Genomic DNA, 24777 nt, shown 5'->3' on the forward strand with positions numbered 1-24777 from the left:
AGTGTGGGAGGGGCGGTGCGACGATTCGACTTGCCCCCGATGAGGCCAGTACAGCCACCCTCAATCCCCCTTCTGCAACGACGTCCACAAATGCTGCGCCGCATACGCCCGCAACGGCCGCCACCCCTCCGCCCGTGCCAACAACTGCCGTGCCGAAACCGGCCCGCCCTCCAGCGCCACCAACGCATTGATCAACCCGATATCCCCCGAGGCAAACGCATCCGCCTCGCGCAACTGGCGCATGGCAATGTACTGCGCGGTCCAGTCGCCAATCCCCGGCAAGGCCACCAGCCGCGCCACGCCTTCCTTGAGGCTGGCTTTGGCGCTGAACAATTCAGGATCGTCCAGCAACGCCTGGGCCACGCCGGACAAGGTGCGGCCACGTGCCTTGGGCATGCCAAGGGTGGCGAGGTCGGCTGCGGCCAATACCTCGGGCGTCGGGAACACATGGGTGATGCCCACGTGCGGCGTCTCCAACGGCTGGCCATACTGCGCAACCAGCTTGCCCGCCAGGCGGATCGCCGCCACGACCGTGATCTGCTGGCCAAGCACCGCGCGAATCGCCAATTCCAGGCCATCCCAAGTGCCTGGCAGCCGCAGCCCCGGCCGCGCAGCCACCAACTGCGCCATCAACGGGTCCTGGGCCAATTGCGGGTTGATCAACGCCGGCTGGGCGTCCAGGTCAAACATCCTGCGCAAGCGCCGCTCGATCTCGGGCAAGGCGGCCGGCTCTGGAAAATCAACCACCACCTCCAGCCAGTCGCCTGCCCCCGGCGCGACGCTGAGCCAGCCATACTGCCCACCCACGCTGATGCTGCGCCGATACACACCCGCCTCGACGGTCTCCAAGCCGCAGATCGCGCGCGCCGATAAAAAACCCACCATCGCCGGCCAATCATAGGGCGGCTGATACGCCAACCTCACAACGACAACACCCCACTGTACAAGCCGTATGCCGCCAGCCCTGCGCCAGCAATCACGCAGCTGAAAATGCCTTTTTCCCAATGGGTAAACAAGGGCTGGCCCTGCTCGCGCTTGGCCAGCGCAAACAGCACCACCCCAGGCGCATACAGCAGCGCCGACAACAGCAGGTACTTCAAGCCGCCGGCGTACAGCAGCCATAGGGCGTAGACGAGCGCGATCAGCCCCACCAGCAGATCCTTGTAGCGCTGGCGCTGGGCGCCGGCATAGGTTTCGCCACGCCCGCTCAACAGCACGGCATACGCCGCCGACCACAGGTAGGGCACCAGGATCATCGACGATGCCAGGTAAATCAGGGTGGTGTAGGTGCTTTGGGAAAACAGTGTGATCACCAGGAATGCCTGGATCATCACGTTGGTCAGCCACAACGCGTTGACCGGCACCTGGTTGGCGTTTTCCTTTTTGAGAAAGGCCGGCATGGTCTTGTCATGGGCCGTGGCGTAGAGGATTTCCGCGCAAAGCAGCGCCCACGAGAGCAAGGCACCCAGCAGCGACACGGCCAGGCCGATGCTGATCAGCAGCGCGCCCCAGGGGCCGACGATATGCTCCAGCACGCCGGCCAGCGATGGGTTTTGCAATTGCGCCAACTCCGGCTGGCTCATGATCCCCAGGGACAACACATTCACCAGCACCAGCAGCGCCAACACCCCAAGAAAGCCGATCACCGTGGCGCGGCCCACGTCCGAGCGTTTTTCGGCCCGGGCCGAGTACACGCTGGCGCCCTCGATACCAATAAATACAAATACCGTGACCAGCATCATATGGCGCACCTGCTCCACCACACTGCCCATTTGCGGGTTGCCCAGGCCCCAGATATCGCGGGTGAAGATATCGGCCTTGAACGCCACGGCCGCGATCACGATAAACATCAGCAGCGGCACAATCTTCGCGACGGTGGTGATTTGGTTGATGAACGCCGCCTCCTTGATCCCGCGCAACACCAGAAAGTGCACAGCCCACAACAGCAGCGACGCGCAGCCGATGGCCAGCGGCGTATTGCCCTGGCCAAACGCCGGAAAGAAGTAGCCAAGGGTGCTGAACAGCAACACGAAGTAACCGACATTGCCCATCCACGCGCTGATCCAGTAACCCCAGGCCGACGAGAAGCCCATGTAGTCGCCGAAACCGGCCTTGGCATAGGCATACACCCCGGAATCCAGCTCGGGTTTGCGGTTGGCCAGAGTCTGGAACACAAAGGCCAGGGTCAGCATGCCGACGGCGGTGATCGCCCAACCGATCAATACCGCCCCCACCTCGGCACGCGCGGCCATGTTCTGCGGCAGGGAGAAAATCCCGCCGCCAATCATCGAACCCACTACCAGGGCGATCAGGGCGCTGAGCCGAAGTTTCTGGGCCGGTTGAGACATGCAGACTCCTGAATAAATAAATGATTGAGCTGACAACCGTGCACTCAACTAATTAATTCAGCGAGTGTAGCGTTTATTAGAGACCGCGATAAAAATGCCACGCTCATAACGCAACGGCATGACAATTAATAAAGTTAAGGCTTATTTAGAATTTAAATACCGCCAGTACTTAGCGCTTGCCGTGCTAATTGGCGGCACACCTTGAAAAAGTTTGCACATTCAGCAAAAAGGTCTAGCTTCAAACGTCCATACACCCGACTAAATGATTAACCAAAACGCAGAGACCGCTCTGGGCAGCGTCTTTGCGAGGAATAGTATTGCCTGAGGGTTTTCCCCCTAAGTCATTAATTCACAATGGAATGTGCCAATGAAGTGATCTGAGTCAGCTGTTTGATTAGCGCACAGAATTATTCTGTGGTCTCTCTTCTCCTGCATTGGAGTCATGCAATGTCTGAATCTCCCGGAAAACTTCGATTAGGCGCGCTGGTTGCACTGGTCGTGGGCTCAATGATTGGCGGCGGGATCTTCTCACTTCCGCAAAACATGGCGGCCAGCGCCGACGTGGGGGCGGTGCTGATCGGCTGGGTCATTACTGCCATCGGTATGTTGACCCTGGCTTTTGTGTTTCAGACCCTGGCCAACCGCAAGCCGAACCTCGACGGCGGCGTATACGCCTACGCCAAGGCCGGTTTTGGCGACTACATGGGTTTCTCGTCGGCTTGGGGCTACTGGATCAGTGCCTGGCTGGGCAACGTCGGCTATTTCGTGCTGCTGTTCAGCACCCTCGGTTATTTCTTCCCGATCTTTGGCGAAGGCAATACGCCAGCGGCAGTGATAGGTGCCTCGGTGTTGCTGTGGGCGGTGCACTTCCTGGTGCTGCGTGGGATCAAGGAAGCGGCGTTCATCAACCTGGTGACCACCGTCGCCAAGGTGGTGCCGCTGGTGCTGTTTGTGCTGATCGCGCTGTTTGCGTTCAAGCTGGAGATCTTCACCGCTGACATCTGGGGCGTGAAAAATCCCGACCTGGGCAGCGTGATGAACCAGGTACGCAACATGATGCTGGTCACCGTGTGGGTGTTTATCGGCATCGAAGGCGCGAGCATCTTCTCGTCCCGTGCAGAAAAACGCTCCGACGTGGGCAAGGCCACCGTGATCGGTTTTATCACTGTGCTGCTGTTTTTGATGCTGGTGAACGTGCTGTCCCTGGGGATCATGACCCAACCGGAACTGGCCAAGCTGCAGAACCCATCCATGGCCGCGGTGCTGGAACATGTGGTGGGCCACTGGGGCGCGGTGCTGATCAGCGTCGGCTTGATCATCTCGCTGCTGGGCGCGTTGCTGTCGTGGGTGCTGCTGTGTGCGGAGATCATGTTCGCCGCGGCCAAGGACCACACCATGCCGGAGTTCCTGCGCAAGGAAAACGCCAACCATGTGCCGGTCAACGCCCTGTGGCTGACCAACGCGATGGTGCAGGTGTTCCTGGTGATCACGCTGTTTTCCGCCAGCACCTACCTGTCGCTGATCTACCTCGCCACCTCGATGATCCTGGTGCCTTACCTGTGGTCGGCGGCCTACGCGCTGCTGCTGGCAGTACGCGGCGAAACCTACGAAAACGCCCTCAAAGAACGCAAGAAAGACCTGTTTATCGGCGCCGTCGCGCTGATCTACGCGGTGTGGCTGCTGTATGCCGGCGGCACCAAATACCTGCTGCTCTCCGCCCTGCTCTACGCCCCCGGCGCGATCCTGTTCGCCAAGGCCAAGCGTGAACTGGGCAAACCGATTTTCACCAACGTCGAGAAGCTGATTTTCGCCGCAGTGGTCATTGGCGCCCTGGTGGCGGCCTATGGGCTCTACGACGGCTTCCTGACCTTGTAATTGTGATGCAATGGAGGATCTGAAATGACCACGGAAAAAGTGAAGTACGGCGTACATTCCGAAGCCGGCAAACTGCGCAAAGTCATGGTGTGCTCCCCAGGCTTGGCCCACCAGCGGCTGACGCCCAACAACTGCGATGAACTGCTGTTCGATGACGTGCTGTGGGTGGCCCAGGCCAAGCGCGACCATTTCGACTTCGTGACCAAGATGCGCGAGCGGGATATTGATGTGCTGGAAATGCACAACCTGCTGACCGATATCGTCGCCATCCCTGAAGCGCTGGACTGGATCCTGGAGCGCAAGATCACCGCCAACCAGGTCGGCCTCGGCCTGGTCAACGAAGTTGGTTCGTGGCTGCGCAGCCTGGAGCCGCGCAAGGTCGCCGAGTTCCTGATCGGCGGCGTGTCGGCCGATGACCTGCCGGACAGCTTCGGTGGCAAGACCATCGAGATGTTCCGCGACTTCCTCGGGCACTCAAGCTTCATCCTGCCGCCGCTGCCCAACACCCAGTTCACCCGCGACACCACGTGCTGGATCTACGGCGGCGTCACACTCAACCCGATGTACTGGCCGGCGCGACGCCAGGAAACCCTGCTGGCCAGCGCCATCTATAAATTCCACCCCGAGTTCGTCAACGCCGACTTCCAGGTCTGGTACGGCGACCCCGACCAGGAACACGGGAATGCCACCCTCGAAGGCGGCGACGTGATGCCGATCGGTAACGGCGTGGTGTTGATCGGCATGGGCGAGCGCTCCTCGCGCCAGGCCATCGGCCAACTCGCGCTGAACCTGTTCAAGCACAAGGCCGTGGAACGCGTGATCGTCGCCGGCTTGCCCAAGTCCCGCGCGGCCATGCACCTGGACACGGTGTTCAGCTTCTGCGACCGCGACCTGGTGACCATCTTCCCGGAAGTGGTCAACCAGATCGTCGCCTTCAGCCTGCGCCCTGACGAAAGCAAGCCCGGCGGCATTGACGTGCGCCGTGAAGACGCGAGCTTCCTCGACGTGGTGGCCACCGCCCTCAAGCTCAAGGCCCTGCGCGTGGTGGAAACCGGTGGCAACAGCTTCGCCGCAGAGCGCGAGCAATGGGACGACGGCAACAACGTGGTGGCCGTGGAGCCTGGCGTGGTGATCGGCTACGACCGCAATACCTACACCAACACCCTGCTGCGCAAGGCCGGTGTGGAAGTCATCACCATCAGCGCCGGTGAACTCGGCCGTGGCCGTGGCGGCGGCCACTGCATGACCTGCCCGATCATCCGCGACCCTATCGACTATTAAGGAGATCCATCATGGCTTTCAACATGCGCAACCGCAGCCTGCTGTCGCTGATGCACCACACCACCCGCGAGCTGCACTACCTGCTGGACCTGTCCCGTGACCTCAAGCGCGCCAAATACACCGGCACCGAGCGTCCGCACCTGAAGGGCAAGAATATCGCGCTGATCTTCGAAAAAACCTCGACCCGCACCCGCTGCGCGTTCGAAGTGGCGGCCCACGACCAGGGCGCGCACGTCACCTATATCGACCCGGTGTCGTCGCAGATCGGCCACAAAGAAAGCATGAAAGACACCGCCCGCGTATTGGGCCGGATGTTCGACGCCATCGAATACCGTGGCTTTGAACAGGAAATCGTCGAGGAGCTGGCCAAGTTCGCCGGCGTGCCGGTATTCAATGGCCTCACCGCCGAATTCCACCCGACGCAAATGATCGCCGACACCCTGACCATGCGCGAGCACAGCGACAAGCCGCTGCATGACATCAGCTACGCCTACCTGGGCGACGCGCGCTACAACATGGGCAACTCGCTGCTGATGATCGGCGCCAAGCTGGGCATGGACGTGCGCATCGGCGCGCCAAAGGCCCTGTGGCCCCATGCAGATTTCATCAAGCAATGCCAGGCGTTTGCTGAGGAAAGCGGCGCACGCATCACCATCACCGAAGACCCGAAAGAAGCGGTCAAAGGTGTGGACTTCATCCACACCGATATCTGGGTGTCCATGGGCGAGCCGGTGGAAGCGTGGGACGAGCGTATCGAGCAACTGCTGCCGTACCAGGTCAACGCCAAGATGATGAAAGCCTCGGGCAACCCGCGCGTGAAGTTCATGCACTGCCTGCCGGCGTTCCATAACAGCGAAACCAAGGTCGGCAAGGACATCGCCGCGCGCTATCCGAACCTGGCCAATGGCGTGGAAGTGACTGAGGAAGTGTTCGAGTCGCCGGCCAACATCGCGTTTGAGCAGGCGGAAAACCGCATGCATACCATCAAGGCGATTTTGGTGTCGGCGCTCGCGGATATCTAACTCAACACCGCTCCCACTGTTAGAGCGCAGTCAATGTGGGAGCGGGCTTGCTCGCGAAAGCGGAGTGTCAGTTGATACATCGGGTGGCTGATCCACCGCCTTCGCGAGCAAGCCCGCTCCCACATTTAGCCCTGTGTTCACAAAGCTGAATTCTATAAGGATCGCATTATGCGCATCGTCGTAGCCCTGGGCGGCAACGCCCTGCTCCGCCGTGGTGAACCCATGACCGCGGACAACCAACGCGCCAATATCCGCATCGCCACCGAACAAATCGCCAAGATCCACCCCGGCAACGAGCTGGTGATTGCCCACGGCAACGGTCCGCAGGTCGGCCTGCTGTCGCTGCAGGCCGCCGCCTACACCAGCGTTTTGCCTTACCCGCTGGACGTGCTGGGCGCCGAGACCGAAGGCATGATCGGCTACATCATCGAACAGGAACTGGGCAACCTGCTGGACTTCGAAGTGCCGTTTGCCACCCTGCTCACCCAGGTGGAGGTGGACGCCAAGGACCCGGCTTTCCAGAACCCCACCAAGCCCATCGGCCCGGTGTATTCCAAGGCCGAAGCGGAGAAACTCGCCGCCGAAAAAGGCTGGGCGATTGCCCCGGATGGCGATAAATACCGCCGCGTGGTGGCCAGCCCACGGCCCAAACGCATCTTTGAAATTCGCCCGATCAAGTGGCTGCTGGAAAAAAGCGCCATCGTCATCTGCGCCGGCGGTGGCGGCATCCCGACGATGTACGGCGAAGACGGCAAGCTGCGCGGCATCGAAGCGGTGATCGACAAAGACCTCTGCTCATCGCTGCTGGCCGCGCAACTGGACGCCGACCTGCTGGTGATCGCCACCGACGTCAACGCGGCGTTTATCGACTTCGGCAAGCCGACCCAGAAGGCCATCGGCCAGGCCCACCCCGATGAAATGGAAAAACTCGGCTTCGCCGCCGGTTCCATGGGGCCCAAGGTGCAAGCAGCCTGCGAGTTCGCCCGCCAGACTGGCAAAACCGCCGTCATCGGTTCACTCTCGGACATCGAAGCCATCGTCCAGGGCAGCGCCGGTACACGCATCAGCACGGCAAAACCTGGCATCACCTACCTGTGAAGTAGAGGAGAAACGCCTATGGCCACCTTTGAACCCGGTCACTTGCACGTTGAACGTCACGCGCTGAACAAGGATGACTACAGCTACAACCTGTGCATCGACTATGAAGTCAGCCAGGACCCCAAGGAAGGCAAGGGGATGCTGTTCAAGCTGCATGGCTCGGTGCAAGGCAAGGACCTCAAGGAAGAGTTTTTCCTGCCCAAGGACCAGGCGTTCGACTTCGCCCGGCATGCGATGAACATCGCGCAGAAATATGGCATGCCCAAGGTTGCCGTGTTGAATGGCTCGATGCACAAGCAGTACGACTTGATGTTCGAGGATGTGCGGCATCAGCTGGATGTGAAGGCAGGGGATCCGATCAAGCCTGAACACCTGGAGTAAGAACAGCGCAAATCCAATGTGGGAGCGGGCTTGCTCGCGAAAGCGGTGGATCAGTCAGCACACGCAGGGCTGATAGACCGCTTTCGCGAGCAAGCCCGCTCCCACATTTTGATCTCCATCCGCTCCAAGGCATACTTGCCGCCTCTCGCTCTGCAGAATCGCCAACACCCATGCGTATCCACGTCAGCTTCATCGACCGCGTCGGCATTACCCAGGAAGTCCTGGCCTTGCTCGGTGGGCGTAATCTCAACCTGGATGCGGTGGAGATGGTGCCGCCCAACGTGTATATCGATGCACCGACGCTGAGCGCCGAGGTGCTCGAAGAACTGCGCGACGCCCTGTTCAGCGTGCACGGCGTGCAAGCCGTGACCGTGGTGGACATCCTCCCCGGCCAGCGCCGCCACCTGCAGCTCGACGCCCTGCTGGCGGCGATGACCGACCCGGTGCTGGCCCTCGACAGCGCGGGCAAGATCCTGCTGGCCAACCCGGCCCTGGTTGCCCTGTACGGCCGCGAGCCGGCCGGGGAAAGCATCGCCGAACTGTTCAATGACCCGGCGCTGCTCGACACCTTGCTCGAACATGGCTTCCGCTTGCCGCTGCGCGAGATCAGCGTCAACGGCCAGACCCTGTTGCTGGACGCCACGCCGATCACCGACGCCGGCGCCCTGCTCACCCTCTACCAGCCCAACCGCATCGGCGAACAACTGTCGGCGCTGCACCACGACCATGCCGAAGGGTTTGATGCGCTGCTGGGCGAGTCCCCGGTGATCCGCACCCTCAAGGCGCGCGCGCAGCGGGTGGCGGCGTTGGATGCGCCCTTGTTGATCCAGGGCGAAACCGGCACCGGCAAAGAGCTGGTGGCGCGCGCCTGCCACGCCATCAGTGCGCGCCACAGTGCGCCGTTCCTGGCGTTGAACTGCGCGGCCTTGCCGGAAAACCTCGCCGAAAGCGAGTTGTTCGGTTATGCCCCAGGCGCCTTTACCGGTGCGCAGCGCGGCGGCAAACCGGGGCTGATGGAGCTGGCCAACCAGGGCACGGTGTTCCTCGATGAGATCGGTGAAATGTCGCCGTATCTGCAAGCCAAGCTGTTGCGGTTTCTCAACGACGGCAGCTTTCGCCGGGTGGGCGGCGACCGCGAGGTGAAGGTCAATGTGCGCATCCTCAGCGCTACCCACCGCGACCTGGAAAAGATGGTCAGCGAAGGCACCTTCCGTGAAGACCTGTTCTACCGCCTCAACGTACTCAATGTCGAAGTACCGCCTTTGCGCGAACGCGGCCAGGACATCCTACTGCTGGCGCGCTACTTCATGCAGCAAGCCTGCGCGCAGATCCAGCGCCCGGTCTGCCGCCTCGCGCCCGGCACCTACCCGGCCCTGCTGGGCAACCGCTGGCCGGGCAATGTGCGACAACTGCAGAACGTGATCTTCCGCGCCGCCGCCATCTGCGACAGCAACCTGGTGGACATCGGCGACCTCGACATTGCCGGCACTTCGGTGGCGCGCCAGCACGACGGCGAAGTCGACAGCCTGGAACAGGCCGTAGACGACTTCGAGCGCAGCCTGCTGGAAAAGCTCTACGCCAACTACCCCTCGACCCGGCAACTGGCCAGCCGCCTGCAAACCTCCCACACGGCTATCGCCCATCGCCTGCGCAAGTACGGCATTCCCACAAAACCCTGACCCAATTTGAAATGTATTCCAAATTTTAGTCTGAGAACGACATCCGCTGTCCTGAAATCGCTACAGCGTAACGATATCACTACAACCCTGCTTTTCGCGCGCCATGCAAGGCTTTGATCCACATAGGCTTTTTTTCGCGCGCCCGACTGTAGCGAAATCGCTACACACAATTGCCATATGCTCATAACCTGTTTTTCTAAGTTATTGATTTATAAAGTATTAATAAGATTGGCCGCGATATTGCTAAGCAACTCCCCATTATTCCAATCCCGTCCTCCAGACGAATCTGGCCCTGAGGAGTTTCCATGAGCGAGTTGCGTTTCACTGAAGATCACGAATGGCTGCGCGCCGAAGCCGATGGCAGCGTCACCGTGGGTATCACCGCTTTCGCGCAGAACGCGCTGGGTGATGTGGTTTTCGTGCAACTGCCGGAGTTGCAGGCCTACGACAAGGGCGCCGAAGCGTCCACCGTGGAGTCGGTGAAGGCCGCCAGCGGCGTTTACATGCCGTTGGACGGTGAAGTCCTCGAAGTGAACGACAAGCTCGATGGCAGCCCGGAACTGGTCAATGAAGACCCGATGGGCGAAGGTTGGTTCTTCCGCTTTAAACCGGCCGATGCCGGTGCGGTAGCTAAACTGCTGGATCAGGATGCGTACGACCGCCTGATCAAAGCCAACGCTGAAGCTTGAGGAGCGCGCCATGACTATCAATTTGAGCACCGCTAACGAATTCATTGCCCGCCACATCGGCCCGCGCGCGGACGACGAGCAGCAAATGCTCGCCAGGCTGGGGTTTGATTCCCTCGAAGCCCTCAGCGCCAGCGTGATCCCGGAAAGCATCAAGGGCACCAGCGTGCTCGGCCTGGAAGACGGCCTGAGCGAAGCCGAGGCCCTGGCCAAGATCAAGGCCATCGCCAGCAAGAACCAACTGTTCAAGACCTACATCGGCCAGGGCTACTACAACTGCCACACGCCGTCGCCGATCCTGCGCAACCTGCTGGAAAACCCGGCCTGGTACACCGCCTACACCCCGTACCAACCCGAGATTTCCCAGGGCCGCCTGGAAGCGCTGCTGAACTTCCAGACCCTGATCAGCGACCTCACCGGCCTGCCGATCGCCAACGCCTCGCTGCTGGATGAAGCCACCGCCGCCGCCGAAGCCATGACCTTCTGCAAGCGCCTGAGCAAGAACAAAGGCAGCAACGCGTTCTTCGCTTCCGTGCACAGCCACCCGCAGACCCTCGACGTGCTGCGCACCCGTGCCGAGCCGCTGGGCATCGACGTGGTCGTCGGCGACGAGCGCGAGCTGACCGACGTGAGCGCCTTCTTCGGCGCCCTGCTGCAATACCCGGCCAGCAACGGTGATGTATTCGACTACCGCGAACTGACCGAGCGCTTCCACGCCGCCAACGCCCTGGTGGCCGTGGCCGCCGACCTGCTGGCCCTGACCCTGCTGACCCCACCGGGTGAGTTCGGCGCCGACGTGGCCATCGGCAGCGCGCAACGCTTCGGCGTGCCGCTGGGCTTTGGTGGCCCGCACGCGGCGTACTTCTCCACCAAGGATGCGTTCAAGCGCGACATGCCCGGCCGTCTGGTCGGGGTGTCGGTGGACCGTTTCGGCAAGCCGGCCCTGCGCCTGGCCATGCAGACCCGCGAGCAACATATCCGCCGCGAGAAAGCCACCAGCAACATCTGCACCGCCCAAGTGCTGCTGGCCAACATCGCCAGCATGTACGCCGTGTACCACGGGCCCAAAGGCCTGACCCAGATCGCCAACCGCATTCACCAGCTGACCGCGATCCTGGCCAAGGGCCTGACCACCCTGGGCGTCAAGGTCGAACAAGCGAACTTCTTCGATACCCTCACCCTCAACACCGGCGCCAACACCGCCGCCCTGCACGACAAGGCTCGCGCCCAGCGCATCAACCTGCGTGTGGTAGACGCTGAGCGCGTTGGCCTGTCGGTCGACGAAACCACCACCCAGGCCGATATCGAAGCGCTGTGGGCGATCTTCGCCGACGGCAAGGCGCTGCCGGCTTTCGCTGCCCTTGCCAAAAGCGTGGAAAGCAGCCTGCCGGCCGCCCTGCTGCGCCAGTCGCCGATCCTCAGCCACCCGGTGTTCAACCGTTATCACTCCGAAACCGAGCTGATGCGCTACCTGCGCAAGCTGGCCGACAAGGACCTGGCGCTGGACCGCACCATGATCCCGCTGGGCTCGTGCACCATGAAGCTCAACGCCGCCAGCGAAATGATCCCGGTGACCTGGGCCGAATTCGGCGCCCTGCACCCGTTCGCCCCGGCCGCCCAAAGCGCCGGCTACCTGGAGCTGACCACCGACCTGGAAGCCATGCTCTGCGCGGCCACCGGTTATGACGCGATCTCCCTGCAGCCGAACGCCGGTTCCCAAGGCGAGTACGCGGGCCTGTTGGCCATCCGCGCCTACCACCAGAGCCGTGGCGAAGAACGCCGCGACATCTGCCTGATCCCCTCGTCGGCCCACGGCACCAACCCAGCGACCGCCAACATGGCCGGTATGCGCGTGGTCGTGACCGCCTGCGACGCGCGTGGCAACGTCGACATTGAAGACCTGCGCGCCAAAGCCATCGAGCACCGCGAGCACCTCGCCGCGCTGATGATCACCTACCCGTCCACCCACGGCGTGTTCGAAGAAGGTATCCGCGAAATCTGCGGCATCATTCACGATAACGGCGGCCAGGTGTACATCGACGGCGCCAACATGAACGCCATGGTCGGCCTGTGCGCACCGGGCAAGTTCGGCGGCGACGTGTCCCACCTGAACCTGCACAAGACCTTCTGCATCCCCCACGGCGGCGGCGGCCCGGGCGTTGGCCCGATTGGCGTCAAATCGCACCTCACTCCATTCCTGCCGGGCCACGCGGCCATGGAGCGCAAGGAAGGCGCGGTGTGCGCGGCGCCGTTCGGCAGCGCAAGCATTCTGCCGATCACCTGGATGTACATCAGCATGATGGGCGGCGCGGGCCTCAAGCGCGCTTCGCAGTTGGCGATCCTGAATGCCAACTACATTTCCCGTCGCCTCGAGGAGCACTACCCCGTGCTCTACACCGGCAGCAACGGCCTGGTGGCGCACGAATGCATCCTGGATCTGCGCCCGTTGAAAGACAGCAGCGGCATCAGCGTGGATGACGTGGCCAAACGCCTGATCGACTTCGGTTTCCATGCGCCAACCATGTCGTTCCCGGTCGCGGGCACGCTGATGATCGAGCCGACCGAAAGCGAATCCAAAGAGGAACTGGACCGCTTCTGCGACGCGATGATCGCCATCCGCGAAGAGATCCGCGCAGTGGAAAACGGCACGTTGGACAAGGACGACAACCCGCTGAAAAACGCCCCGCACACCGCCGCCGAACTGGTGGGCGAATGGAGCCACCCGTACAGCCGTGAGCAAGCGGTGTACCCGGTTGCCTCGTTGATCGAAGGCAAGTACTGGCCGCCAGTTGGCCGCGTCGACAACGTGTTTGGCGACCGCAACCTGGTGTGTGCGTGCCCGTCGATCGAGAGCTACGCATAACGCGATGAATGTGGGAGCTGGCTTGTGTGGGAGCTGGCTTGCCTGCGATAGCATCACCTCTGTCTACCTGATAGACCGAGGTGCCTGCATCGCGGGCAAGCCCGGCTCCCACACAGTCCTCCTCCACCATTTAACCGAGTACACCTTCAAAAATAATAAGAAACCGGAGAACAACCATGTCCCTTAGCGTGTTCGACCTGTTCAAGATTGGCATCGGCCCTTCCAGCTCCCACACCGTCGGCCCGATGCGCGCCGCTGCCCGTTTTGTTGAAGGCCTCAAGCGTGACAACCTGCTTGGCGCCACCACTGGCATCAAGGTCGAACTCTATGGTTCGCTGGGCGCCACCGGCAAAGGTCACGGTAGCGACAAGGCCGTATTGCTGGGCCTGGAAGGCGAACACCCGGACACCGTAAACACTGAAACCGTGGCCACGCGCCTGGCGCAGATGCGCAAGGACGGTCGCTTGAACCTGCTCGGCGAACACAGCATTGCGTTCAACGAGAAAGAACACCTGGCGATGATTCGCAAACCATTGGCCTACCACCCCAACGGCATGATTTTTCGTGCCTTCGACGCCGCCAATATTCAGATCCGCAGCCGCGAGTACTACTCGGTCGGCGGCGGTTTTGTAGTCGACGAAGACGCTGCCGGCGCCGACCGGATTGTCGAAGACGCCACGCCCCTGACCTTTCCCTTCAAACACGCCAAGGACTTGCTCGGGCATTGCACCACTTACGGGCTGTCCATCAGCCAAGTGATGCTGACCAATGAAAGCGCCTGGCGCCCGGAAGCCGAAACCCGTGCCGGCCTACTGAAGATCTGGCAAGTGATGCAGGACTGCGTCGACGCCGGCTGTCGCAACGAAGGGATTTTGCCCGGTGGCTTGAAGGTCAAGCGCCGTGCCGCCGCCCTGCATCGCCAACTGTGCAAGCACCCGGAGTCGGCCCTGCGCGACCCGTTGTCGGTGCTCGATTGGGTCAACCTGTACGCGCTGGCGGTCAATGAAGAAAACGCCAACGGCGGGCGCGTGGTCACGGCGCCCACCAACGGCGCCGCCGGGATCGTGCCGGCGGTGCTGCATTACTACATGCGCTTTATCCCCGGCGCGAACGAAGACGGCGTGGTGCGCTTTCTGCTCACCGCCGCCGCCATCGGCATTTTGTACAAGGAAAACGCGTCGATCTCCGGGGCCGAAGTCGGCTGCCAGGGCGAGGTCGGCGTGGCCTGTTCGATGGCTGCCGGTGCGCTGTGCGAGGTGCTCGGCGGTACGGTTTCGCAAGTGGAAAACGCTGCCGAAATCGGCATGGAACACAACCTCGGCCTCACCTGCGATCCGATTGGCGGGCTGGTGCAGGTGCCCTGCATCGAGCGCAACGCCATGGGCTCGGTCAAGGCGATCAATGCGGTGCGCATGGCCTTGCGCGGCGACGGGCAGCACTTTGTGTCCCTCGACAAGGTAATCCGTACCATGCGCCAGACCGGCGCCGATATGAAAAGCAAATACAAGGAAACCGCCCGTGGCGGTTTAGCAGTCAACATTATCGAGTGCTGACGCCCACCAGCGCGTCCGCACGTTTTTCAGGAGCTGAACATGTCCACCGAAACCCTGTTGAAAACCCCGCTGCACGCCCTGCACATCGAGCTCGGCGCGCGCATGGTGCCCTTCGCCGGCTACGACATGCCGGTGCAATACCCGCTGGGCGTGATGAAAGAGCACCTGCACACCCGTGACCAGGCCGGGCTGTTCGACGTGTCCCACATGGGCCAGATCCGCCTCACCGGCGCCAATGCCGCCAAGGCCCTGGAAACCCTGGTGCCGGTCGACATCATCGACCTGCCGGTGGGCATGCAGCGCTACGCCATGTTCACCAATGACCAGGGCGGTATCCTCGACGATCTGATGGTGGCCAACCTGGGTAACGACGAGCTGTTCCTGGTGGTCAACGCCGCCTGCAAGGACCAGGACCTGGCGCACCTGCGCGCCCACATCGGCGACCAGTGCAGCATCGAGCCGCTGTTCGAAGAGCGCGCCTTGCTCGCCCTGCAAGGCCCGGCGGCAGTGAAAGTGCTGGCGCGCCTGGCGCCGGAAGTGACCAAAATGACTTTTATGCAATTCGCCTCCCTGCGCCTGCTGGGGGTGGACTGCTATGTCAGCCGTTCGGGCTACACCGGTGAAGACGGCTTTGAAATCTCCGTACCCGCAGCCAGCGCCGAAAGCCTCGCGCGCAGCCTGCTGGCCGAAACCGAAGTGCAGGCCATCGGCCTGGGCGCCCGCGACTCGCTGCGCCTGGAAGCCGGCCTGTGCCTGTACGGCCACGACATGAACACCGAGACCACGCCGATTGAAGCCAGCCTGCTGTGGGCGATCTCCAAGGCCCGGCGTGCCGACGGCGCGCGTGCCGGTGGCTTCCCGGGTGCCGACCGCATCTTCACCCAGCAGCAAACCGGTGTGGGCCGCAAGCGCGTGGGCCTGTTGCCCCAGGAACGCACGCCGGTACGTGAAGGCGCCGAGATTGTCGACGAACATGGCAGCGTGATCGGCAGCGTGTGCAGCGGAGGCTTTGGCCCAACCTTGGGCGGCCCGCTGGCCATGGGTTACCTGGACAGCGCGTTCACCGCCCTGGACACTGAAGTCTGCGCGTTGGTGCGTGGGAAAAAAGTGCCACTTCGTGTAAGCAAAATGCCATTTGTTCCACAGCGTTACTATCGTGGCTGATTGACTGTTTCTATAAGTAACGCGGTTGCGTTAACGTGCACTAATCTGTAACGCAACCGCCATAAAACAGTGCATTGACGATAGTCATTGTTTAAACGTTTAACCTATAACAAGTGACCCATTCTATCGAATAAGCCCGCCCCACATTGTTGAGCAAAGTGTCATAAAGCCGAGCAAACGCGGGGCTTTTCTCGGGGCTTGTTTTTTCTCCATTAGTTGGCGTAGAGTTTGCCCACTGTGTTTGCATGGGTCGCTTGGAACCTGGACCTGGGCAGTAGCTGAAGTAGTTGTGCTACAACCCGTTCGACGTCTCTTACTTTCCTGCAACCCAGCCCAGTACTCTTTCATTTGAAAGGGGCTGTCATTAATTTTTAGCGTCAAGGAAATAAGAAAATGGCTGATCGTCAGAGCGGTACCGTCAAGTGGTTCAACGACGAAAAAGGGTTTGGTTTTATCACTCCAGAAAGCGGTCCGGATCTGTTCGTGCATTTCCGCGCTATTCAGGGCAACGGCTTCAAGAGCCTGAAAGAAGGCCAGAAAGTGACCTTCGTTGCCGTGCAAGGCCAGAAAGGCATGCAGGCTGACGAAGTACAAGCAGAAGGCTGATTTTCCTGCGACAAAAAGCCCCTGATATGACATCAGGGGCTTTTTTATGGGCGTTTGTCCGTAAAATGGCTTTTTTCCCTCCAGAGAACCTGCCATGTCCAAACCCCTGCTGAGCCCTCAAGGCGAGTTTCCCGCCGTTGGCCTGGGCCGTCGCCTGGCAGCGATGTTCTATGACTTCCTGCTGTGCACCGCGCTGCTGATCGTCACTGCGTTTATCTACAAACTGGTGTGGATCGCGTGCGTGGGCGAGGCCAAGATGCGCACCCTCACCGAATCCGGCGCACTCGACGGCGACCCGCTGCTGTCGACGATCCTGTTATTTGTGCTGTTTGGGTTTTTCGCCAAGTTCTGGACCCATTCCGGGCAGACCCTGGGTATGCAGGTGTGGGGCGTGCGCGTGCAGAACGCCGATGGGTCGCGCATCAGCCTGTGGCAGGCGCTGCTGCGCTTTGTGGTGTCGATTGCGTCGTGGTTGTGCGTGGGGCTGGGGTTTATCTGGTCGTTGTTTGATAAACAGAAACGCAGCTGGCATGACATCTATTCGGACAGCCAACTGGTGCGGATTCCGAAGCAGAAGAAGTAACCCCAGAACACTTGAAATCCAAATGTGGGAGGGGGCTTGCCCCCGATAGCGGTGAGCCAGCTAAAAATAAGCTGGCTGACACACTGCCATCGGGGGCAAGCCCCCTCCCACATTTTTAACCGTGTTCGCCTCAGGTCAGGCGTTGCCGGCCAACTTGAGGCGCGCAGCCTGGGTGAAATCCAGCATGCGCTTGAGCGGCCGCACGGCGTGGGGGATCACCGAAGGTTCGACGAAGATCTCGTTGCTGCCCTCACGCAGGCACTGCAGCGTGCGCTCCAGCGTATTCATCGCCATCCACGGGCAGTGCGCGCAACTGCGGCATGCCGCGCCGTTACCGGCGGTAGGCGCCTCGACGAAGACCTTGTCCGGGCACAGCTGCTGCATCTTGTAGAAGATGCCGCGGTCAGTGGCCACGATAAAGGTCTTGTTCGGCAAGCGCTGCGCCGCGGCGATCAGTTGGCTGGTAGAACCCACGGCGTCCGCCAGCTCGATCACGGCGGTCGGCGATTCCGGGTGCACCAGGATCGCGGCATCCGGGTACAGCGCCTTCATGTCTTCAAGCTGCTTGGACTTGAACTCTTCGTGGACGATGCAGGCACCGTCCCACAACAGCATGTCGGCACCGGTCTGGCGCTGGATGTAAGTGCCCAGGTGTTTGTCGGGGCCCCAGATAATCGTCTCGCCGTTATCCATCAGGCTTTCGACAATCTCCAACGCGCAGCTGGAAGTCACCACCCAATCAGCCCGGGCCTTGACCGCCGCCGAAGTGTTGGCATAAACCACCACGGTGCGCTCGGGATGCTGGTCACAGAACGCCGAAAACTCCTCCACCGGACAGCCAAGGTCCAGGGAGCACGTGGCTTCCAGGGTCGGCATCAGGATGCGTTTTTCGGGCGTGAGAATCTTCGCCGTCTCGCCCATGAAACGTACACCGGCCACCAGTACGGTCTTGGCCGGATGGGCTGCGCCGAAACGAGCCATTTCCAGGGAGTCGGAGACACAGCCACCGGTTTCTTCGGCCAGGGCCTGAATCACCGGGTCGCAGTAGAAGTGGGCAACCAGCACCGCATCCTGGGCTTTGAGCTCGGCAGCGATGGCGGCACGCAGGCTCGCCTCTTCTTCGGCGCTGAGGGCCTTGGGCTGCTTGGCGTCGAGGTGGGCTTGAACCAATAGGCGTTCGGAAATTTGCGTCATGTTCGCAAGACCTGCAGGCGCAGTTGCGCGAAAGTCGAGTGTACCACCGGCTCTGGAGCCCTTCGGGCGCCGCCGGACGAAGTGATTGTGTTCATCAAGCACGGTGAAGCTGCGCAAGGCTACAGAATATCGAATGGATTCAAAAGCCAAATCTGGCCGCTGGATAATCGGGCAAAAAAACGGGAAACCCCAGCCCAGGGGTTTCCCGTTTTTAGCACGCTGTCAGCGTGACAGCGCGGAAGGGTCTTCCTGCAGCATCACCGACGCCTGCAGGTTTTCCAGGGCCTCCTTCAACGTCGACTCTTGCAGGGCATCCTTGGACTTCTTGCTCTCCTTGGCCGCGTACTCCAGCAGTACCAGGTAATCACGCTTGGCCGAGGCTTCCTTGGGCACGAAGGTCTCGTCCACCAGTTTGCCCATCACGTACTTCTGCGTACGGGTGTTCTGGCTGGCTTCCTGGGAGACCGCAGCGTTGGTCAGCAGGCCATCTTTGTACGCCAGGTTGGCCGAGCTGCTGGCCTTGTCCTCAACTTGCACGTAGAGGTAGTTCTGCGATTCCACGTCGCGCCCCAAGGCCGGATTTTTCCCGCCGTTGAGGCTCTTGTGGAAACTGGCCGACAGGCTCGATTGCTGCTCTTGGGTCACACTGCGATCCAACGCGCTGTTGCCACCGACGCGGGTCTTTTGCGACACGTTGTAGGCAAAGCCGTCGACTTCAGACGGACGCATCGGGTTGGACGACTCACTCGCCTGTTTGATCGACGCCTTGAAGTCCGCCAGGCCGGTCAACAGGCCCTGGTCCGTGGGGTTGCGGGTCAACGCCTCAGGCACGCCAGCGCCTTGTGGGTAGTTGCTGTTCATGGCGCTGAAGGCGTCCTTGAACATAGCCATCAGGTCAGCCTTGGCGTTGCCACGCTCCTGCACCCGATCAAATTGGGCCAAGTAGGTTTTCAGCGCCTTGGCCTGTTGCTGGGCGTTACCCAGTATCGCGGCGTTTTTCAGGTCGACAGCCAGGTTCAGCTCACCGCTGGGGCCACTCATGCGGGTGGTACGGCTCTGGCTGTCGGCATGGTAGGCCAGTGTCAGGTCGGGCCCCTGCAGGGTCTTGAGCTTGGCGTTGAGGTCAACCGAGGCCAACACCTTGCTATCGAACCGGGTCAGGTTGCCCAGGTCGAGCTTCGGCGGTACTGCCGTCAGCCCATCCACCGCCGCCTGGAAGGCACTGCCCAACTGCCCGACGGCCTTGAGTTCGTCGTCGGTCAGCGCGCCGCCGTCCACCGTGGCCTGCACGCCCAGGCCATCGCTCTGGCTGGACAGGCTGAACGTCACGGTCTTGCCGCTGGCGGTCTTGATACTCAGGCTGACCAGATTATCGGCCTTGCTGTGCAACAGGCTTTGATCGGTCTTGATCTCACCGGCGTTTTCCGCGCGGTCGGCGCTCGCGTAGAGCACGGACTGGGAAATGTTCGTACCGCCCTTGGCGAATTGTTCTACCAAGCTGGCGCCCAGGCCATTGAGGCGGTTGGCCGTGGACTGCGAATTGAAGTTGGTGTTGATCGCCCGGCTGAGGGCGTTTTGGCTATCACTTTCCCAGGCACGCACGATGTCCTGGCCGGGTAACTGCCCACGGCGGGAATAGGTATCGGCAAGGGTATCGGAGACCACATTACCCAAACTGACCACCGAAGAGGGCCGGGCAACGCTGACATCGGTGTTCTGCACCGGGGTAACGGGCGACGTTTCAGCAGGCCGGATGCCAAGTGTATTGGCAGTGCTGATAGGCGAAAGCGTGGTCATGACAATCCCTGTCTTCAAATGAACAACGCCTAATTTAGCCAAGGCACATTTGGATTGACAGGAAAAAGTAGCAAAGAGCCATGGCGTTAATCTGACTCTTTGCCATTCAGCGAAAGTTAAAAGCGGTAAGTCACTCAACCGCCAAACCCGTTGACGCTGTTTTCATACTTGGCGTCGTAGGTCAGGTTGTCCACCGGGTGGGGAAGCAAAAAAGCCCCGGGCTCTTTAGGAGCCTGGGGCCTTTCACGTTTTCAATGGACAAAAAAAAACCCGGAAATCCTCACTTGCGTGGGCCTTCCGGATTTTCTAAACCGCCAAAAATGGTGGGTCGTGTGGGATTCGAACCTACGACCAATTGGTTAAAAGCCAACTGCTCTACCAACTGAGCTAACGACCCGCTGTGTGGTGGCGCGTATAATACTGATTTCTAAGGATTATTCAACACCTTATTTGAAATAAATCAGAAATAACGCGTTGGGTCAGTAATTCCGGCCGCTTGGAAGCCTTCTGCACGCAGTCTGCAGCTGTCGCATTTCCCGCAAGCACGGCCGTCATCGTCTGCCTGATAGCAGGAAACAGTCAGCGAATAATCCACGCCAAGTCCTACGCCAGCCTTCACGATATCGGCTTTGCTGAGGTTCTGCAGCGGTGCCAGGATGCGGAAGCCCTGCCCTTCTACACCGGCCTTGGTGGCCAGGTTGGCCATGCGTTCGAACGACTCGACGAACTCTGGCCGGCAGTCCGGGTAGCCGGAATAGTCCACCGCGTTGACGCCGATAAATATATCGCGGGCATTCAGCACTTCTGCCCAACCCAAGGCCAGCGACAGAAACACCGTGTTGCGCGCCGGTACGTAAGTGACCGGGATGCCTTCGCTCGGTGCCTCGGGCACATCAATGCTGCTGTCGGTCAGGGCCGAGCCGCCGATGCCGTTGAGATTCAGGCCGATCACCTTGTGCTCGGCGACGCCCATGTCGCGCGCGACGCGGGCAGCGGCGTTCAGCTCGGCGCGATGGCGCTGGCCGTAGTCGAAACTCATGGTGTAGCAGGTGTAGCCCTCAGCCTGCGCCATCGCCACCACGGTGGCGGAGTCGAGGCCACCGGACAGCAGGATTACCGCGCGTTTCTGGTCAATCGTTGGTTCAGTCATTTCAGCGTCCTGGCTCGTCGTTCCAAAGGTATTTATGCAGCTGCAACTGCAGGCGCACTGGCAGGTTATCAGCCACCACCCAGTCGGCCAGGTCGCGTGCGTTCAAGTCGTGATGGCTTGGGGAGTACAGCACCTCGCCCGCGCGACGGTCCAGGCCATATTGGATCAGCTTGGAATTGGCCCAGTCGTAGTCGTCACGGGAACAGATGACGAACTTGACCTGGTCGTTGGCCGTCAGCAGGTCCATGTTTTCGTAGCGGTTGCGATGCGCTTCCTTGGAGCCCGGGGTCTTGAGGTCGACCACTCGGCTCACACGCGGGTCTACCGCGGAGATATCCAGGGCGCCGCTGGTTTCCAGGGACACCTCGTAACCGGCATCGCACAGCTGCTTGAGCAAGGGGATGGCATTGGGTTGCGCCAGGGGCTCGCCGCCCGTCACACAGACATAGCGCGGCCGAAAACCGGCAACCTGTTCAAGAATGTCTTCGAGGGTGCGCACCGTGCCGCCACTGAAGGCGTAGGCGCTGTCACAGTATTGGCAACGCAAAGGGCAGCCGGTCAGGCGCACAAAGACTGTGGGCAGGCCAGCGGTTCGCGTTTCACCCTGTAACGAGTAAAAAACTTCGGTGATGCGTAATGTGTCTTGCATAGTCGCCACGGGCGTAACAGCTAAACAGGCTGTCCGCCTCCGTCAGGCACTTCAAGCAACCCCGCCAACGCGTAGGCCCCAAGAAGCGTGTTTCATAAAAGGGCGTGGATTCTAACGAAAAAACCCGCGCCAGGCGCGGGTTTCTTCTAAACGGGCTGCATCGCTTACAAGCGCTGCAGATCCCGTTGAGCCAACTGGGCTGCGGAAGTCCCCGGATATTGGGCCACAACCTGCTGCAGAATGCCTTTTACCTTGTCGGTATGACCCAGGCGGCGTTCTACGTCAGCAAGTTTGTACAGCGAGTCCGGCACCTTGGCGTGCTTGGGGTACAGCTGGCTGACCTTGGCAAATGCCTGGCCGGCCCCCTGCAAGTCACCCTTGGCCAGGTTGACCTCACCCAACCAGTATTGGGCATTGCCCGCGTACTGGCTGTTCGGGTATTTGCGCAGGAATGCGGTAAAAGCCTGGCTGGCTTTATCGAAATCCTTGGCTTTGATCAGGTCGAAGGCTGCATCGTAATACAGCTTCTCCTTGGCCGGATCGCCCGGTTCGCTGCTGGCGGCAGGGGCCGCTGCGGCCCCTGCTGCTGCACCACCGGCGGCTGCGCTAGGCGCACCACCGGCAGAAGAATTATCAGGAGTAGCGGCAGGTGGAACACCGGCTCCTATACGTCGATCAAGATCCTGGTATCGCTCCAGGCCTTCTTGCTTCAGCTGGTTCACTTGATTCTGCAGAACTTCAATGGTGCCTTGTTGCTGCGACAATTGATCCTGCATGCGTTGCAGCTGGTTGAACAGTTCGCCCTGTGCCGAGGGAGCGGCAGTTGCCGCCCCCCCAGCATAGGCGCCGTTCGTGCCATAACCTGCCGGCGGATAGCTGCTCCCGCTATTGTTATAGCCAGAATTGCTATCTTCCACAGGAACCGCAGCCCACACCGCAAGCGGTGCGAAGCTGAGAGCCAATACAGTTAGAGCACGACGGCACGTTCGCATGACGAATTACTTACGCAGTTCGACGCGACGGTTTTGAGCCCAGGACTGCTCGTCGTGGCCAGTAGCAACTGGACGCTCTTTACCGTAGGAAACCAGTTCCAGTTGGGCAGGAGCAACACCTTGCAGTACCAGGTAGCGCTGAACGGCTTTCGCACGACGCTCGCCCAGTGCCATGTTGTACTCACGAGTACCACGTTCGTCGGTGTTACCTTCCAGAACAACGCGAGCGCCGTTAGCTTTCAGGTCCTTCGCGTGAACGTCCAGAGCGCGCATGGCTTCTGGTTTCAGGTCCGAACTGTCGTATTCGAAGTAGAAAGTGGTGATAGCGCGCAGAGCAGCTTCTTCGCTCAGGGAGCCGTCAACTGCACCAGTGTTAGCGCCGTAACCAGCGTTTGGATCAACAGCTGCGCCTTCACCGGCATTGTCGCCGCCTTTAGACGAGCAACCAACGGCTACGGACAGAGCCAGAGCCAGAGCAGCAAACTTACCAAACTTCAGCATTTCCATCGTGAAACTCCTAATGAACCCCAGTGTGTTAAGTACTTCTTTTTGTAGCGCCGCGTCAGTTCAGGTAAGGGGACCAGGACGGTTCTCTGACTTCGCCTTGAGCGGTAGGAAGCGGGAGCCTTACGCGTCCATTAATGGACACGAGCATCAAGACTCCCCGGCCCTGCTGGCGGGTGGCGTAGATTACCATGGTGCCGTTGGGCGCAACAGTAGCTGACTCATCAAGGTTGGTATCTGTGAGGATTTTTACCGTTCCACGCTGCAAATCCTGGGCCGCAACCCGGAAATTAGTGAAACCATCCTGACGGTGAATCATCACCAACGTCTTTTCATCAGCCGAAAGCTTAGGATTGGCATTGTAGTTACCAATAAAGGTAACGCGTTCTGCACCGCCACCCCCTACGCTCGTTTTATAGATTTGTGGTTTGCCGCCACGGTCGGAGGTGAAGTAGATGGTCGAACCATCCTTACCCCAGAACGGTTCGGTGTTGATGCCCGGGCCGCTGGTTACGCGGCTGATCTGGCGCGAGGCCATGTTCATCACGTAGATATCCGGGTTACCGTCCTTGGACAGCACGAACGCCAGGCGCGAACCATCCGGCGACCAGGCCGGCGCACCGTTGAGGCCTTCAAAGTTGGTGATCTGCTCACGACGACCAGTGTCAATGTGCTGGACGAAGATACGCGGACGCTTCTGTTCGAAAGACACGTAGGCAATACGCTTGCCGTCCGGCGCAAAGCGCGGCGACAGGATTGGCTCACGGGATTGCAGCAGGGTCACGGCGCGAGCACCGTCGTAGTCCGAGCGCTGCAAAGTGTAACGAGTGTTGTCTACGGAGAAACGCTCAGCCGTTACATACAGCAGGCGTGTCGAGAACGCACCCTTGATACCGGTGAGTTTTTCAAACGACTGGTCCGAAATGTAGTGGGCCATGTCGCGCAGTTGTTCGGCGGTGCCCGATACGCTGCCGGTCAGAACCTGCTGCTCGGTGGCCACGTTGAACAACGTGTACTGGATCTGCAGGCGACCGCCGGCCGGCGTGATGCTGCCGACCATCAGGTACTGGGCGCCAACTGCCTTCCAGTCACGGAAAATGACTTCGCTGGCCTGGGTAGGCTGGCTGATCATGTTGCCTTTCGGAATCGGCGCGTAGTAACCGGAGTTGCGCAGGTCATCGCTGACGATCTGGGCCATGTCGTCCGGCAGCACGCTGCCGCCCTGCCAGCCGAACGGTACTACCGCGATCGGGGTGGCCCGATCGCTACCGCTGGTGACCAGGATGTTCTTTTCATCCGCCGCCGCTATCCCTGCCATACAGCAAATAACGACAAGCATTCCTCGAAGAAGG

The 24777-nt window shown here is 60.6% G+C and carries 21 protein-coding genes and 1 tRNA gene; 12 read left to right on the plus strand and 10 right to left on the minus strand.

Annotation, left to right across the window (positions count from 1 at the left end; all coding sequences use genetic code 11):
- Positions 1-60: 60 nt before the first annotated feature.
- On the minus strand, positions 61-924 hold the full coding sequence (locus CXQ82_RS24675; RefSeq protein ID WP_101272717.1) for a DNA-3-methyladenine glycosylase: 864 nt from the start codon (positions 922-924) through the stop codon (positions 61-63).
- Positions 921-2348: an arginine-ornithine antiporter gene (gene arcD / locus CXQ82_RS24680; protein ID WP_101272718.1), complete on the minus strand. Its 1428-nt coding sequence runs from the start codon at positions 2346-2348 to the stop codon at positions 921-923. The genes CXQ82_RS24675 and arcD (CXQ82_RS24680) overlap by 4 nt, the downstream gene beginning before the upstream one ends.
- Before the next feature lie 447 nt (positions 2349-2795).
- Here arcD (CXQ82_RS24680) and arcD (CXQ82_RS24685) point away from each other — a divergent pair, with 447 nt between their 5' ends.
- The 12 genes from arcD (CXQ82_RS24685) (at position 2796) to CXQ82_RS24740 (ending at position 17139) form a co-directional block, all read left to right on the plus strand.
- Positions 2796-4223 (plus strand): arginine-ornithine antiporter, encoded by a 1428-nt coding sequence (arcD, locus tag CXQ82_RS24685; protein WP_101272719.1) that lies wholly within the window; start codon positions 2796-2798, stop codon positions 4221-4223.
- A 24-nt stretch (positions 4224-4247) separates the two neighbouring features.
- On the plus strand, positions 4248-5504 hold the full coding sequence (gene arcA / locus CXQ82_RS24690; RefSeq protein WP_101272720.1) for an arginine deiminase: 1257 nt from the start codon (positions 4248-4250) through the stop codon (positions 5502-5504).
- An 11-nt stretch (positions 5505-5515) separates the two neighbouring features.
- On the plus strand, positions 5516-6526 hold the full coding sequence (locus tag CXQ82_RS24695) for an ornithine carbamoyltransferase (protein WP_003220053.1): 1011 nt from the start codon (positions 5516-5518) through the stop codon (positions 6524-6526).
- 168 nt (positions 6527-6694) lie between these two features.
- Positions 6695-7624 carry a carbamate kinase gene (gene arcC, locus CXQ82_RS24700; RefSeq protein ID WP_101272721.1) on the plus strand — a complete coding sequence of 310 codons (930 nt, stop codon included), beginning with the start codon at positions 6695-6697 and terminating at the stop codon, positions 7622-7624.
- Between the two features lie 18 nt (positions 7625-7642).
- The gene (locus CXQ82_RS24705; protein ID WP_101272722.1) at positions 7643-8005 is read left to right on the plus strand and encodes a DUF5064 family protein; all 363 of its coding nucleotides are present in this window, start codon (positions 7643-7645) and stop codon (positions 8003-8005) included.
- Positions 8006-8175: 170 nt separating this feature from the next.
- Complete coding sequence (locus CXQ82_RS24710; protein ID WP_101272723.1) at positions 8176-9684, plus strand: sigma-54-dependent transcriptional regulator; 1509 nt, start codon at positions 8176-8178, stop codon at positions 9682-9684.
- A gap of 305 nt (positions 9685-9989) precedes the next feature.
- Entirely contained in the window at positions 9990-10373 is a 384-nt protein-coding gene (gene gcvH / locus CXQ82_RS24715) for a glycine cleavage system protein GcvH (RefSeq protein ID WP_010208126.1), read from the plus strand.
- Between the two features lie 10 nt (positions 10374-10383).
- The gene (gene gcvP / locus CXQ82_RS24720; protein ID WP_101272724.1) at positions 10384-13233 is read left to right on the plus strand and encodes an aminomethyl-transferring glycine dehydrogenase; all 2850 of its coding nucleotides are present in this window, start codon (positions 10384-10386) and stop codon (positions 13231-13233) included.
- A 176-nt stretch (positions 13234-13409) separates the two neighbouring features.
- On the plus strand, positions 13410-14786 hold the full coding sequence (locus tag CXQ82_RS24725) for an L-serine ammonia-lyase (protein WP_101272725.1): 1377 nt from the start codon (positions 13410-13412) through the stop codon (positions 14784-14786).
- Positions 14787-14825: 39 nt separating this feature from the next.
- Positions 14826-15950 (plus strand): glycine cleavage system aminomethyltransferase GcvT, encoded by a 1125-nt coding sequence (gene gcvT / locus CXQ82_RS24730; RefSeq protein WP_101272726.1) that lies wholly within the window; start codon positions 14826-14828, stop codon positions 15948-15950.
- A 393-nt stretch (positions 15951-16343) separates the two neighbouring features.
- The gene (locus CXQ82_RS24735; RefSeq protein ID WP_014339904.1) at positions 16344-16556 is read left to right on the plus strand and encodes a cold-shock protein; all 213 of its coding nucleotides are present in this window, start codon (positions 16344-16346) and stop codon (positions 16554-16556) included.
- Positions 16557-16650: 94 nt separating this feature from the next.
- Complete coding sequence (locus tag CXQ82_RS24740; protein WP_101272727.1) at positions 16651-17139, plus strand: RDD family protein; 489 nt, start codon at positions 16651-16653, stop codon at positions 17137-17139.
- Between the two features lie 135 nt (positions 17140-17274).
- On the opposite strand, the gene nadA is transcribed toward CXQ82_RS24740, so the two are convergent.
- The 8 genes from nadA to tolB all read right to left on the minus strand — a co-directional run bounded on the left by nadA (position 17275) and on the right by tolB (position 24764).
- Positions 17275-18333 (minus strand): quinolinate synthase NadA, encoded by a 1059-nt coding sequence (nadA, locus tag CXQ82_RS24745; protein WP_101272728.1) that lies wholly within the window; start codon positions 18331-18333, stop codon positions 17275-17277.
- Between the two features lie 222 nt (positions 18334-18555).
- Positions 18556-20130: a lactate dehydrogenase gene (locus CXQ82_RS24750; protein ID WP_241150919.1), complete on the minus strand. Its 1575-nt coding sequence runs from the start codon at positions 20128-20130 to the stop codon at positions 18556-18558.
- A 321-nt stretch (positions 20131-20451) separates the two neighbouring features.
- Positions 20452-20527: transfer RNA gene (locus CXQ82_RS24755), tRNA-Lys, on the minus strand.
- Positions 20528-20590: 63 nt separating this feature from the next.
- Complete coding sequence (queC, locus tag CXQ82_RS24760) at positions 20591-21265, minus strand: 7-cyano-7-deazaguanine synthase QueC (protein ID WP_163034557.1); 675 nt, start codon at positions 21263-21265, stop codon at positions 20591-20593.
- Positions 21266-21281: 16 nt separating this feature from the next.
- Entirely contained in the window at positions 21282-21929 is a 648-nt protein-coding gene (gene queE, locus CXQ82_RS24765) for a 7-carboxy-7-deazaguanine synthase QueE (protein ID WP_101272730.1), read from the minus strand.
- Positions 21930-22093: 164 nt separating this feature from the next.
- On the minus strand, positions 22094-22921 hold the full coding sequence (gene ybgF / locus CXQ82_RS24770; protein ID WP_101272731.1) for a tol-pal system protein YbgF: 828 nt from the start codon (positions 22919-22921) through the stop codon (positions 22094-22096).
- Positions 22922-22927: 6 nt separating this feature from the next.
- Positions 22928-23428, minus strand: a complete 501-nt coding sequence (pal, locus tag CXQ82_RS24775) for a peptidoglycan-associated lipoprotein Pal (protein WP_101272732.1) — start codon at positions 23426-23428, stop codon at positions 22928-22930.
- Positions 23429-23483: 55 nt separating this feature from the next.
- Positions 23484-24764 (minus strand): Tol-Pal system beta propeller repeat protein TolB, encoded by a 1281-nt coding sequence (gene tolB / locus CXQ82_RS24780; protein WP_043293513.1) that lies wholly within the window; start codon positions 24762-24764, stop codon positions 23484-23486.
- Between the last annotated feature and the right edge of the window lie 13 nt (positions 24765-24777).

The sequence above is a fragment of the Pseudomonas sp. S09G 359 genome, from assembly GCF_002843605.1.
Classification (GTDB): domain Bacteria; phylum Pseudomonadota; class Gammaproteobacteria; order Pseudomonadales; family Pseudomonadaceae; genus Aquipseudomonas.